The 13430-nt window shown below is 41.3% G+C and carries 10 protein-coding genes; 6 read left to right on the plus strand and 4 right to left on the minus strand.

Annotated elements, in window-relative coordinates; all coding sequences use genetic code 11:
- Nucleotides 1-11: 11 nt before the first annotated feature.
- The gene (clcA, locus tag IUZ65_RS22815) at nt 12-1352 is read right to left on the minus strand and encodes a H(+)/Cl(-) exchange transporter ClcA (RefSeq protein ID WP_195706295.1); all 1341 of its coding nucleotides are present in this window, start codon (nt 1350-1352) and stop codon (nt 12-14) included.
- Nucleotides 1353-1784: 432 nt separating this feature from the next.
- On the opposite strand from clcA, the gene IUZ65_RS22820 reads away from it, so the two are divergent.
- Complete coding sequence (locus tag IUZ65_RS22820) at nt 1785-2765, plus strand: CobW family GTP-binding protein (RefSeq protein ID WP_195706296.1); 981 nt, start codon at nt 1785-1787, stop codon at nt 2763-2765.
- 81 nt (nt 2766-2846) lie between these two features.
- On the opposite strand, the gene ylqF is transcribed toward IUZ65_RS22820, so the two are convergent.
- Complete coding sequence (gene ylqF / locus IUZ65_RS22825) at nt 2847-3791, minus strand: ribosome biogenesis GTPase YlqF (protein WP_195706297.1); 945 nt, start codon at nt 3789-3791, stop codon at nt 2847-2849.
- Nucleotides 3792-3982: 191 nt separating this feature from the next.
- Here ylqF and IUZ65_RS22830 point away from each other — a divergent pair, with 191 nt between their 5' ends.
- The 4 genes from IUZ65_RS22830 to gnd all read left to right on the plus strand — a co-directional run bounded on the left by IUZ65_RS22830 (nt 3983) and on the right by gnd (nt 9244).
- Nucleotides 3983-5110 (plus strand): acyl-CoA desaturase, encoded by a 1128-nt coding sequence (locus tag IUZ65_RS22830; RefSeq protein ID WP_195706298.1) that lies wholly within the window; start codon nt 3983-3985, stop codon nt 5108-5110.
- 457 nt (nt 5111-5567) lie between these two features.
- On the plus strand, nt 5568-7067 hold the full coding sequence (gene zwf / locus IUZ65_RS22835; RefSeq protein ID WP_195706494.1) for a glucose-6-phosphate dehydrogenase: 1500 nt from the start codon (nt 5568-5570) through the stop codon (nt 7065-7067).
- A 2-nt stretch (nt 7068-7069) separates the two neighbouring features.
- Entirely contained in the window at nt 7070-7792 is a 723-nt protein-coding gene (gene pgl / locus IUZ65_RS22840) for a 6-phosphogluconolactonase (protein WP_195706299.1), read from the plus strand.
- Between the two features lie 3 nt (nt 7793-7795).
- Nucleotides 7796-9244 carry a decarboxylating NADP(+)-dependent phosphogluconate dehydrogenase gene (gnd, locus tag IUZ65_RS22845; RefSeq protein ID WP_195706300.1) on the plus strand — a complete coding sequence of 483 codons (1449 nt, stop codon included), beginning with the start codon at nt 7796-7798 and terminating at the stop codon, nt 9242-9244.
- Between the two features lie 190 nt (nt 9245-9434).
- On the opposite strand, the gene IUZ65_RS22850 is transcribed toward gnd, so the two are convergent.
- Nucleotides 9435-11402, minus strand: coding sequence for a diguanylate cyclase (locus IUZ65_RS22850; RefSeq protein WP_195706301.1), 1968 nt, complete (start codon nt 11400-11402; stop codon nt 9435-9437).
- Between the two features lie 219 nt (nt 11403-11621).
- Nucleotides 11622-12158, minus strand: a complete 537-nt coding sequence (locus IUZ65_RS22855; protein WP_195706302.1) for a hypothetical protein — start codon at nt 12156-12158, stop codon at nt 11622-11624.
- Between the two features lie 523 nt (nt 12159-12681).
- Between IUZ65_RS22855 and modA the strand changes: the two genes are divergently transcribed.
- Entirely contained in the window at nt 12682-13398 is a 717-nt protein-coding gene (gene modA, locus IUZ65_RS22860; protein WP_231363619.1) for a molybdate ABC transporter substrate-binding protein, read from the plus strand.
- The last annotated feature ends 32 nt before the right edge of the window (nt 13399-13430 follow it).

A 13430-nucleotide genomic window follows, 5' to 3' on the forward strand; every position in this document is an offset into this window, starting at 1 on the left:
ACTGTTAGTAATTAGAGCTCCCAATTCTTGTGTTTTAATTCAAGTAGCGCAGCATACAATGGTTTTCCGCCCATGGCTTGAGCGACAAATGTCGCGCCGAAACACGTGACCATGATAGGTAGAATTAATTGATAGTTGTTAGAAATCTCAACAACGAGCACGACTCCGGTTAACGGTGTTCGCAAACTAGCGGCAATAAGCGCCCCCATTCCTGCCACTGCGTAGGTCCCTGCATCTGTAGAAAAATTGGGCACCAAATCATGTATTAAGACGCCATAAGTTAAACCAAAGAATGTACCTAGGGTCAGAATAGGTGCAAAAATACCACCGGGCGCACCAGAACCAAAACAGGCAATGGTACCGAACATTCTTAGTGCGAAAAATAATGCCATTATCATCCAAGGTTGCGGCGTAGAAAATAGCTCCGTGATTGCCGGTAAGCTGCCCCCAGATAGGATAGGGTAGGTAACGTGTACTAGCGAAAACACTGCGCCAAATATTGCGCCAGTAATGACTAGGCGGTAAATATTCGAACCATGATAGTTTTTAAACCAACTGGTGGCCTTTAATATCCACTGATTGAAATAAACACCGACAATACCAAACAGCATACCCAGAGCGGCGAATGTAGGTAAAGACCCTAATGGTGGCGTAGCAAAACTCGGTATTAACAGTATCGCGTTTTGACCATTGAGATACTCCATGACGATGGTTGCGGCAATGACAGACAAAGTTACGCACTTAATTGATATTACGTTGTAGCTAAACTGTCTTCGCATTTCTTCGTTAACAAACAAGATCGCCGTCAGTGGGGTATTGAATGCGGCTGCGAGACCCGCGGCTGATCCAGCGGCAATTAAGATATGCTGCGCGTGTTCAAATTTGTGGGCTTTACTCGCTACCATCCTGCCAACTGCCCCACCAAGTTGGATTGATGGTCCTCCTCGACCCAAGATCATGCCAGATCCTATCGTCAGTGTGGCGGCAATAAACTTAATAGGTAATATACGCTTCCAACGAATATCGTGTTCACCAACTAAAGCGCCTTCTATGTGTGGAATACCACTGCCTTCGGCTTCAGGTGCAAAACGATATGTTAACCAGAAACCTAGAGCTGCCATGGCGGCACCACTAATTACAATGACTGAAGCCTGAAAGATAAATTGATCAGGGACTTGATTATCGATAAAGGAGATACGAAGCTCAAGAATCCAGTTGATGAAGATATTAAAATAAGAGACAAGAATACCGGCAAGCGTTCCAACGATTCCCGATAGCAGAACAACAATAAAATAGTCACTTTGACTCGAAAAAAAGCTGGGAATGAATGTTGGCCGTGAAAGTCTTGCCATAATAAAAATGTCATCCCTGTTGTTAGCTGTTGAAAAATAAAATGGAATAGGCTGTAAAGCGCGCAATAGTAACATATCTCTGAAGCGAGTTAGCCTACTTCACGTCTCAATAAATGTGAACTAACATCTCGGTTTTGCAGTTTAGAGCTCTAAATTCTTGCTTTTTTGATGAAACCTACCACACTTAAAATGTAAGACAAGAGCAACCCAATAACATGGAGGCAATTGAAGTCTTACTTACAATTAGAGTGGAATAATAGAACATTTTTTAATCCTCGTAATCAATTGGAATACTTAACGTAGTATCTCCATTACGCATACTCACGAGTGAGTCACGAGGTGTTAAAGGCGTACGAAAGCTTGTACGCCTTTTTGCATTTTATAATTTTATCATTTCCCCTATACTCCGTTATCTTATTATAGGAGTAGTCCATGTCTCAGCGCGTTCCAACAAATATAATCACAGGTTTTTTAGGCACAGGAAAAACAACCTCCATTCTTAATCTGCTTAAACAAAAGCCGAGCAATGAAACTTGGGCAGTATTAGTGAATGAATTTGGTGAAATTGGAATCGATGGTGCGATCCTCAGTGACAGTGGAGCACTTATTAAAGAAGTCCCTGGAGGCTGTATGTGCTGCACGGCGGGTGTCCCTATGTCAGTTGGCATTAATGCATTGTTGAGACTGAAACCTGACAGATTGCTCATTGAACCAACAGGCTTAGGTCATCCTAAGCAGGTTGTGGCGACATTAACATCGACGCAGTATCAAAATTATGTTGACCTAAAAGCGACGATCGCACTCGTCGATCCACGTTACTTTTCTGACGAACGCTACACGAGTAACCAAAATTTCAATGATCAACTTGCTAGTGCCGATATTATCATTGGCAATAAGGCCGAAAAATGTTCTGAAATCGATATTGCTGCGTTTGAAACTTGGATTGAACAACAAGAACCTAAAAAGCAGAAGTTTACATTGACATCTCAAGGTGAGTTTAGTCTCTCATTTTTAGAGATTGAGCGAAGTGAAGGTACCATTTCAGCGCATATCGAACCACATCACCATGAACACGCGAGTATGGAACCGCAATTTGAGATACCACCGGGTGAGAAATTCATTCGTAAGGAAAATAAAGGGCAGGGCTATCACAGTTGTGGTTGGCTTTTTGGGGCGGAAATAACGTTCGACTTTAATGGTATGTTTTCTATGCTCACTGCGTTGACTGCTGAGAGAGTTAAGGGGGTCGTTAATACTGACAAAGGCTGCTTTGCCTATAATGTCTCAAATGGCGTGGTGTCCGTGAATGAGCTTACACTGAGTGGTTTTGAAACTCGCATAGAGGTGATCGACAACGCATTGTTGCCTTGGGATGACTTGGAAAAAGTATTGATCGATCTTTCTGATGTATAAGAATAGATAAAGGGGATGTGGGAACGATCGGGTTTGAACGCCTTGACTTCGTGTTGCTATTCGGCCTTCAAACCCGTTTTCTTATCGCTTATTTCGCAAGTAGCGTTTACGGCGTTCTTCTTTTTTCTTTATTTGTGCTTCTTGTTTTCTTACCGTCTCAATTTCAACATCAATGAGTTCTTGTGTGATCATTTCTGGTAACTCTAACGTCACTTGCCCCAGCGTTCCGTTGCGAAGCTCATGTAATAGAATTTCAGAGGCTTTATGGAGGTCTACCCTACCTCCTGCACGTAAGCAACCGCGCTTCGCACCGATCGCTTCCATTAGCTCGATATCACTATCAGACAGTTCTTCCAATTGATAACGCTCTTTTAAAAGTTCTGGGTATTGTTTTGCAAGGTATTCGACAGTATAAAAGGCGACTTCTATGTATTCCATCGCCGTATCCTTAACGGCGCCAGTTGCTGCCAAACGGAAGCCACTGTGTGGGTTCTCTACTTTAGGCCATAGAATACCTGGAGTGTCCGATAGAACAATACCATTTTGAAGGTTGATGCGTTGTTGTCGACGAGTAACCGCGGGTTGGTTACCTGTTTGAGCAATAGCACGGCCTGCAAGTGTATTGATAATTGTGGATTTGCCGACGTTCGGTATACCCATAATCATGGTGCGAATGTTTTTGCCCATATCTTCGCGATGAGGTGCGAGTTTACGGCACAACTCCATAATTTTATGTACTTCTTGAGGGTTTGACGTAGTTATCGCCATCGCCTTAACGCCTTGCTCTTTTTCGAAATGCTCTATCCAACGTTGAGTCAATTCTGGATCAGACAGGTCCCGTTTATTGAGAACCTTAACGCAAGGCTTATCACCACGTAATGTCGATATCATTGGATTTTCACTACTAAATGGAATGCGAGCATCTAATACTTCTATGATGACATCTATCTGAGGAATAACTTCTTCAATTTCCTTACGAGCTTTGTGCATATGGCCCGGATACCATTGAATTATGTTGTTAACCATTTATTAGCCTTTAAAATTTTTGTCTACTGAGGGGCATACTCTGCCTGTCTCAAACGAATTGTGGCGATTCTAACATTATCTATTCAATAACGGAAAACTGTCTAATGGCACATTTATCACTATTTTTAGTTGAGCGTACACTTGTACGCTGATATTCTAGAGTACAAGTGTACTCTCAAACGGCAAGGATTATGAACTCAAGCAATAAACCACCACTAATCTGGCTTAACGCCTTAGTATTTGCAATTACCGCTATATTGGCATTAGTCGTCGCACCACTTTACGGATATTATCAAGGGTACGGATGGGAACATGGTTTATGGTTCCTCGTTGCCTTCAGCTTTTGTAACCTTTCGATTACAGCCGGGTATCACCGATTATGGGCTCACAAAGCCTATGATGCTCATTCTAGCTTGAAGTACATTTATGCGATTGGTGGTGCTTTTGCTCTGCAAAATAGCATTCTTCATTGGTCTTCAGATCATCGGCCACACCATAAGTTCGTTGATAACAACGAGAAAGACCCTTATTCAGCGAAAAGAGGATTTTGGTATTCTCATATTGGTTGGATGCTCAGAAATTATAACGAAGAGATCTACCACGAGTATGGTAACTGTCGAGATCTGCAAAAAGACAAAGTGGTGATGTGGCAGCATAAGTATTATCTCGCATTGGCGTTGCTCACTAATTTTGGCATACCGATTCTGTTAGGGTTGATATATAACGATTTGTTAGGAATGATATTAATTGTCGGTGCCGTTAGATTGTTTATGAGCCATCATTCGACGTTTTTTATCAATTCCTTGGCTCATATCTGGGGTTCACAACCCTACACAACCAAAAATACGGCAAGAGACAATGGTATTTTGGCTGTGTTCACCTTCGGTGAGGGGTATCATAATTTCCATCATACCTTTGAAAATGATTACCGCAATGGGATCTGCTGGTGGCAATATGACCCAACAAAATGGTTGATTAAGAGCTGTTCGTGGGTTGGCTTAGCGAATAATTTAAGGGTGACACCAAAGCTAAGAATTGAAAAAGCAAAAGCTTTAGCTTTACTGAGCAAGGTTAAGAATAATCTTAGTGAAGTGCCAAATAATGTGCAGGTTGCGATTCGGCTGCAAGACGAATGCGAGTTGTTGGTTAGGTACATGAATGATTACTACGAGATTAAGAAGAAGCTGCTTGAAGGTAAAAAAGAGACCTTGGTTAAACGCTATGAGCACTCTGTTCTTAAGGTTGAGTATGAACAAATTAAAATGCGCTTACATGAACAGCAATTAGCATGGAATCGTATGGTAAAGCAGTACGCTTAGCCCTTTGAACTTTACACGATTACCAGAGCCAGCATTAACGCTGGCTCTTTTTTTTGCCCGCCAACATTCAACGCCCAACTCTTGTTATAACCTCAATCCAATCATTATGCTGATGGTTCAATACGTCCTTGTGCTTAGCTTTAGGTTACTTACCGATGGGGTTTTATATCCATTGATGACTGCGACTAAATGGGTTGTAAGGTTTTAGCTATTAGATTGATAGAATTTTTCCGCTTAATCTGAGTTAAATTAGTCAGTATGCTTGTGAGAACAAACTGTTGAGCATTGTTTTAGTTTGATATACATTAATAATGTTACGCGTAACGTAAGATTAACTGAAAGAAATTTTTTAATACTTCGGTCTCATCTTTGTACTACTATTTTGAAGGTATGACTTGTCAATGAATGACCCAATAGCTAATTACCTTATGAGAACTATATGAATAATTTAGAAAAAATTGTTGGTCCAGAAAACAACACCATTGTGATATTTGGTGCTTCTGGTGACCTTACACATCGTAAGTTAATTCCTGCTCTATATCATTTGTACGCAAATGGAATGCTGCCTACTGATTTTGCCATTCTCGGGGTAAGCAGAACCGCGTATAACGATATGAGTTTTAGAGAGAAACTTAAGGCGTCGTTGATAAAAAACGAAAAAGTGCAAACCGAGTTACTAGAAGAATTTTGTAACCACCTATATTACGTTGCAATCAATACATCGAACTCGACAGAGTATGTTGTGTTAAGCGATAAGCTTAGCGAGCTTGAGCAAAAACACGAAACAGGTGGCAATACCATCTACTACTTATCCACGCCACCCAGCTTGTATGGCGTTATTCCAGAATGTTTAGCAGAAGCAAAGCTTAACGATGAAAGTCACGGTTGGAAAAATCTTATTGTTGAAAAGCCATTTGGATACGACTTAGCGTCTGCTCAATCTCTCGATCTGCAGATTCATGCCTGCTTTAAAGAACATCAAATCTATCGTATCGACCATTATCTTGGCAAAGAAACGGTGCAAAACCTCTTGGTTATGCGTTTCTCAAATGCCATGTTCGAACCACTGTGGAACCTTAGATATATAGATCACGTTGAGATTACTTCCGCCGAATTTTTGGGCGTAGAGGAACGTGGTGGTTATTATGATGGCGCAGGCGCGGTTAGAGACATGTTTCAGAATCACCTGCTTCAAGTGCTTGCAATGGTTGGTATGGAACCGCCTTCAGTGATCAACGCGGATTCCATACGAGATGAAGTGGTTAAGGTCATGCAATGTTTCAGACCATTAAACGAAGAAGATCTAAAGAATAATTTGGTTTTAGGTCAATACACCGAATCTATGGTACGCGGTAAGCAACTTCCCGGATACCGCGAAGAGCACGGTGTATCGGAGGACTCACGAACAGAGACCTATGTTGGTTTGAAAATGTTTATAGATAATTGGCGTTGGGCTGGTGTGCCTTTTTATGTTCGTACTGGAAAACGTTTGCCAACTCGTGTCACAGAGGTTGTTATTCATTTTAAAAATACGCCACATCCAGTCTTTGGCGTCAATGCGCCAGAGAATAAACTTATCATTCGAATTCAGCCGGACGAAGGGATTTTACTCAGTTTTGGTCTAAAAAAGCCTGGTGCCGGTTTTGAGGCGAAAGAAGTTTCGATGGACTTCCATTACGAAGACCTACAAGAGACGAATATGCTTACCGCCTATGAACGATTGATTCTGGACTGTATGAAGGGAGATGCGACCTTGTTTGCTCGTACTGATGCCGTAGAAGCTTGTTGGCAATTTGTTCAACCGATTTTGGATCATAAACAAAATCCAGAACATCTGTTTGGTTATGCTGCGGGAACCTGGGGACCAATACAAGCCGATCAGTTGCTTCATGATGACAATCGAAAATGGCGATTCCCATGTAAAAACTTAACTAACACCGATTATTGCGAGTTATAGAGATGAATTATCAAGTTTTTGAAAGTCCTGAAGCAGTGATTCATTCTCTCTCAGAAAGATTACTTTATCTTAGTCAAGAAGAGAGACCTGTACATGTTTCATTGTCAGGAGGCAGTACGCCTAAATTATTGTTCAAAAGATTAGCGCAAACGCCATATAACGAAGGTATCAACTGGGCAAACCTTCACTTTTGGTGGGGAGATGAACGGTGTGTAGAACCGACGGATCCCGAGAGTAACTTTGGTGAAGTAAATGAACTATTATTCAAAAAAATATCGATTCCGGAAGTTAATATTCATCGCATTTTGGGTGAAAATGATCCGAGCCAAGAGGCGAAAAGATTTTCTGATGAAATGATTCAACAGATCCAGAGCAATAATGGTCTTCCAGAATTTGATTGGATTATATTGGGCATGGGAGCCGATGGTCATACCGCCTCTCTTTTCCCTAATAGAACTGACTACTTAGAATCAGCCATCGCCATTGTTGCGACTCATCCCGAAAGTGGTCAAATCAGAGTCTCGAAAAGCGCACGTTTGATCGAAAATGCGAAGCGAATAACGTATTTAGTACTGGGTGAAAACAAAGCATCGATACTTAAAGAAATTCAACAGAACTCAGCCGAAAAACTACCCTATCCGGCGGCAAGAATTAAGTCCACCAATGGTCAAACAGAGTGGTTTTTAGATTTACAGGCAGCAAAGATGCTGTCTCACGGAGAATAAAAAATGAAAGGTGATATTGGTGTAATTGGTTTAGCTGTGATGGGACAAAACCTAATTTTAAACATGAATGATCATGGTTTTAATGTTGTTGCATATAACCGTACAGTGTCGAAAGTAGAAGATTTTCTTCAGGGACCAGCAAAAGGTACCAACATTATTGGCGCAAATTCGATGCAAGATTTGGTCGATAAACTTGAGGTTCCACGTAAAGTGATGCTTATGGTACGAGCTGGTGATGTTGTCGACCAGTTTATTGATCAATTGGTCCCACTTCTCGATGAAGGCGATATTATCATTGATGGGGGTAATTCCAATTACCCTGATACTAATCGACGTGTTGCAGCACTTAAAACAAAAGGTATTCATTTTGTTGGTACCGGTGTTTCTGGTGGTGAAGAAGGGGCCAGATTTGGACCGTCTATTATGCCTGGTGGCGCACCAGAAGCGTGGCCTCATGTTAAGCCGATATTCCAGAGCATTTCTGCGAAAACAGAGTCAGGTGAAGCGTGCTGTGATTGGGTCGGTAAAGATGGATCCGGCCATTTCGTTAAGATGGTGCACAATGGTATCGAGTATGGTGATATGCAGCTTATCAGTGAAGCATACCATTTCTTAAAAGAAGGGTTATCGCTTTCTCATCAAGAGATGCAAGCTATATTTGAAGAGTGGAAATCGACAGAGCTAGACAGCTACCTTATCGATATCACCACCGATATATTGGGATACAAAGACGAAGATGGTGAACCTCTTGTTGAGAAGATTCTCGATACAGCTGGTCAGAAAGGAACAGGCAAGTGGACGGGTATTAACGCATTGGATTTAGGTATCCCACTTACCCTTATAACCGAATCTGTTTTTGCACGATGCCTCTCATCATTAAAAGATCAACGTGTTGAAGCAGAGCAGTTGTTTAATAAGACTATCTCACCGATAGAAGGTGACAAAAAAGTTTGGATAGAGGCTGTGCGTCAAGCACTTCTAGCATCTAAAATTATTTCTTACGCGCAAGGTTTTATGCTTATTAGAGAAGCCTCTGAAGAAAACAACTGGGCACTCAACTATGGCAATGTCGCGCTTATGTGGCGTGGTGGTTGTATCATACGTAGTGCATTCCTAGGCAACATACGGGATGCTTATGAAAGCAACCCTGATATTCAGTTCCTTGGGTCGGATCCATACTTTAAGAATATTTTAGTCGATAGCCTACCAGCATGGCGAAAAGTTGCCTCTAAGGCGATGGAGATAGGTTTACCGATGCCGACGATGACATCGGCACTCACATTCTTAGATGGTTATACAACATCGCGTCTTCCAGCCAATATGATACAAGCACAACGCGATTATTTTGGCGCTCATACCTATGAGAGAATAGACAAACCGCTTGGTGAGTTCTTCCACACCAACTGGACGGGTACAGGTGGTAATACATCATCTACAACCTATGATGTGTAAAAGAGTTTAATCTATTAGACAACCATTAGATGAGTTCTGTATTGGTTGTTTTTGTGAGATTGACGAATCGGTGAAATTAAAAAGGGATGTACAAATGTACATCCCTTTTTGCGCATACCAATCATGGACCATTATCGAGTCAACAATATCGATGTCATGGAGAAGACATGAAAATTCAATTTACTTGGGGCTAAATATCACTTACCACGCAGTTTTTCCCTTGTTGCTTCGCCTTGTAAAGCGCCTTGTCCGCGCGGGTAATCGTATCTTCAATCGTTTGGTCTGGTTCTATTAGAACAGCGATACCAATACTAACCGTAAACTTGGTAAAGGCTTTATCCGTCCTAACTGAGGTTTTTTCAATCTCTTTTCGTAGTCGTTCTGCGACGATATGAGCTTGCTCAATGTTGTTTTCGTGCAATAACGCAACAAACTCTTCCCCTCCCAATCGACAAAACAGATCGCTCGTTCGAAAAACGGTATGGCAAATATCAGAGAGTGAAACTAATGTTGCATCACCAGTAGAATGCCCGTTGATATCATTGATTTTCTTAAAATCGTCTATATCAATCATCAGCAGAGCAAGTTTATTGCCGTAGCGTCGACAACGATTGAACTCAGCTCTCGCTAATGGAAAGAAGCCACGACGGTTCTTAGCACTGGTAAGAGGGTCTAAGGTGGCGAGTCGTTTGTTCTCTTCCACTAACTGTCTGTGACTGGATATATCCCAAGTCACGCCGTTAACAACCAATCCATTTCGTGATTTACTGTAGCGATGTATCGCAGCACTTTTTACAGCACAAAACTCGTTATTACTTTTTAAGATACGGTATTCTGCATCAAATTTTTTCCCACCGCTTAAAGCAAGATGCATAGCAGTTTGAACCCGTTCGATATCATCAGGGTGAACTCGGCTATACCAATCTTGGGTTGTATATGTATTGGTCGTGTTTTCTAAGCCAAATAATTGACTGATTCTATCATCGGCGTAGAACTTGTTTTTCTTAATGTTCCATTCCCATATACCGAGTTCACCGGCTTCAGCAGCGAGTTGTAGCCGATTCGAATAATTTTTAAGGGAATTTTGAGCGTGGCGTAGCTCTCTAGTCAGTACTTTTTGACGCAAATACATAATGATTAATATGAAAAATGCGGCGATGACAGAAATGGCGACGGGTAAATGTTCGAGTGCAAACTGAGGTATGCTTGTCGTTTTCTGTTCATGGTATGGCGGCAGTTCGAGCTCTACTAACAACTCATGAACGCTCACATAGTTTTTAGGGTTGGTCCAACCCGAAATAGCCGCTGAATAAGCCGCTTTATCTTGAGGGGTCATAAGGAGTAAAGCGGCTGCGACCTGATTAGCGAGTTGATCGCTTACATGTGCAGACTTTGCAAAGGCCCAGTCAGGATATAGGCGAGTGCTTGTTAATTGTGGATAGTCTGCGTTAGAGTTTTCACTGGGAAGAACGCTGAAATCATTTAAGGATATTTTTCCTTCTTCTTCCATCTGTTCTAGTGTTCCAGTGCGAACAATACCAATATCAGCGGCCCCCTTCAGCACGGCCTGAATGACGAGATCATGGGTGCCTAAAAATCGCAGGCTTTTAACATCGGATACCATATCAATATCATCGTGTTTAAGTCGGGCTAAAGCAATTTCCCAGCCACCTAAGGAACGAGGGTTAACGGCGGCGACAGATTTATCCAACACATCTTTAGTGGTGTTTAACGTTAGTTTATCTGCTTTAGATATGATGACAGAACCTAAAGTCGTTGCATCATTGTTCGAGTATTTGGAAACTAGAGTGGCGATTCTAGACACGTTATGGGTATTTTCTAACTGCACATACATGGTCGGATTTAACAGAATAAAATCAACAGAATGTTCGCCGACTTTAAGGTCTATCTCATCAAAACTAAGCGGTATGATGTCAAATTTCTTGCTTGGGATAGCCTGCTGTAAGTAATCGGCCGTCGCCGCCCACTTCTGTTGTGTAATCGTTTTGCCACGCTTAGCGAGTACACCAATGTGTATTGTCTCTTGGTTTTGCGCTACCGACGGGGGGGTAAAAACAAAACCTGTCACCAAGAGTAGAGTGGAAAGACATAGAAGATAAGCTCTTTTTAAGAACGGTTGTCTAGTTTTAGTTAACATGTGATTAACAAGCTAATCCTTAAGCTATAAAAAAATTGCTGCAATTAAGTGGGGGACGATAGTAATCTTAATAATATATCTTCGTATAGTTATATACAAAGAATGTTATTTATTTCATCAGTAAATTATTTAAAAAAATAGGCGCTTTATGATAAGCGCCTAATATACAACAATAAAGTCTAGTTAATATGAACTGACAAGCAGTAGTATGAATTCTATTTAAAAATGAAAGCGTGTATGTATCATCATCTGGCTACCATAAACGCCGTTATCTAGCAGTGAGGCGCCCAGCACGAGTTGTTGAGTAGAGTGGAAGCGAGCTCCGGCTTCCCACACGAGATGATTTTCGTTGTCATCAACCAACCAACCGATTTTTCCTTGTAGCTCCACATTATCGAGGAACCAAATACGCGTGCCAACATTAAACTCAGGCAATATGTCATCACCAATAATATTGCTAGAATCGTCTTTAATATTATGAATCAACATTTGGCCTGTGACGTCAACAAACTGGTTAACAGGGCCGTTGAAACCAACGCCGCCTGCAAAATCGTAATCGCCTTCAAACTCACTATCGGCACGAATAATAAAATGAGCATTTTCCATAAATTGCATGCTATAGGCTGCGCCAAAAGTTGCTGGGCCTGCTCCAACTCGGAAATCGAGAGCGTTATAAGGAAAGTTGTTTGCAGAAACAGACCCTATAGAAAGTAACAAAAGGCTGATAATTGAAAAAGCGCGAGCCGTGCTTAACATGGAAACTCCATTTACTGTTTAATTTAATTATCTAATTGCTAGCAAAACATATGCCAAATATTGGCTTCATCGCGGGATCGCTTGGTTTTGTAATGCTATGGAGTCTATTTATGGCTATTAAGGTGTGCTGTTTTATTGACGTATCTTAATATATGACAACTATTTGACACGTGAATGTTTCGCATGTCATTTAGTTGTCATACGTTCAGGCGTCAATGATGCCTAATTTGCACGTTCGCGTGTAAATAAATGGGTTCAAAAATTTTCATAATTAATTTAGGCAGTTATACGCTGTTTAGATACTGTACAAACAACAATAGTTGGTCTAGCAATTGGTAGTGGAGTGAGGTACGTCGCACCTTAAATGGCTAACGATATGTTATTTTGATGTCTAGTGACCTTTTTTATGTTTCTAGAATGCGTAATACGTTCTATGGTAAAAATAAAATCGGCTCGGCAACGCAAAGATGGCATGTGAATAAGGATAAATATGATTCGGTTGATAATTTTGTTGGGGTTATGCATGCTATTGCCGCTAAAAGCGGCAATAGCGGCGGACAGCCTTAAAGTGTACGCTGCCGCGTCGATGACGAATGTTATCTCAGACTTAGCGAAAAGCTATTCTGATGAAACAGGCATTAGAATTGTAACGGTTTTTGCTGGCTCATCGTCATTGGCAAGGCAAATAGAGAGCGGGGCTCCCGCTGACCTGTATATTTCTGCAAACAAAAAATGGGTAGATTATTTGCTAGCTAAAGGTCTGATATCTCAGGAAGGTATTCGCACTGTGGCCGAGAATGAACTTGTTTTGATTGCGCCTCTATCTCATCCTCAAAGTTCATTCGATTTTACCAGTACTGCTTTATGGAATGGTTTGTTATTAAATGAAAGGCTAGCCATAGGACAGCCAGAATCTGTACCTGCAGGGATCTACGCAAAGCAATCGTTAATCAACCTAAGTGTCTGGGATACGATTAAATCCAAAGTAGCACCGACAAGTTCAGTTCGCATTGCATTGGCGTTAGTAGAAAGAGGAGAAGCAACATTAGGTATTGTATACAAAACGGATGCATTGATGAGCGAAAAGGTGACGATCGTAGACAGTTTCCCAAATACACTACATGATCCAATTGTATACCCTATGGCGATCATTAATAATGACCCTGTGGTTAAGTCCTTTGCTGATTTTTTAGTCAGCGACCAAGCAAAGCAGGTATTCGCACAATATGGATTTAAATAATTTAAGAAGTTCTCCGAAAGTGGAGTATAAAT

The sequence above is a fragment of the Vibrio sp. VB16 genome (assembly GCF_015594925.2).
Taxonomy (GTDB): domain Bacteria; phylum Pseudomonadota; class Gammaproteobacteria; order Enterobacterales; family Vibrionaceae; genus Vibrio.

What these genes read in the sequence shown, in the direction of transcription:
- clcA (WP_195706295.1), bottom strand. Translation starts at nt 1,352, where the DNA reads ATGGCAAGACTTTCACGGCCAACATTCATTCCCAGCTTTTTTTCGAGT.
- IUZ65_RS22820 (WP_195706296.1), top strand. Translation starts at nt 1,785, where the DNA reads ATGTCTCAGCGCGTTCCAACAAATATAATCACAGGTTTTTTAGGCACA.
- ylqF (WP_195706297.1), bottom strand. Translation starts at nt 3,791, where the DNA reads ATGGTTAACAACATAATTCAATGGTATCCGGGCCATATGCACAAAGCT.
- IUZ65_RS22830 (WP_195706298.1), top strand. Translation starts at nt 3,983, where the DNA reads ATGAACTCAAGCAATAAACCACCACTAATCTGGCTTAACGCCTTAGTA.
- pgl (WP_195706299.1), top strand. Translation starts at nt 7,070, where the DNA reads ATGAATTATCAAGTTTTTGAAAGTCCTGAAGCAGTGATTCATTCTCTC.
- gnd (WP_195706300.1), top strand. Translation starts at nt 7,796, where the DNA reads ATGAAAGGTGATATTGGTGTAATTGGTTTAGCTGTGATGGGACAAAAC.
- IUZ65_RS22850 (WP_195706301.1), bottom strand. Translation starts at nt 11,402, where the DNA reads ATGTTAACTAAAACTAGACAACCGTTCTTAAAAAGAGCTTATCTTCTA.
- IUZ65_RS22855 (WP_195706302.1), bottom strand. Translation starts at nt 12,158, where the DNA reads ATGTTAAGCACGGCTCGCGCTTTTTCAATTATCAGCCTTTTGTTACTT.
- modA (WP_231363619.1), top strand. Translation starts at nt 12,682, where the DNA reads ATGCTATTGCCGCTAAAAGCGGCAATAGCGGCGGACAGCCTTAAAGTG.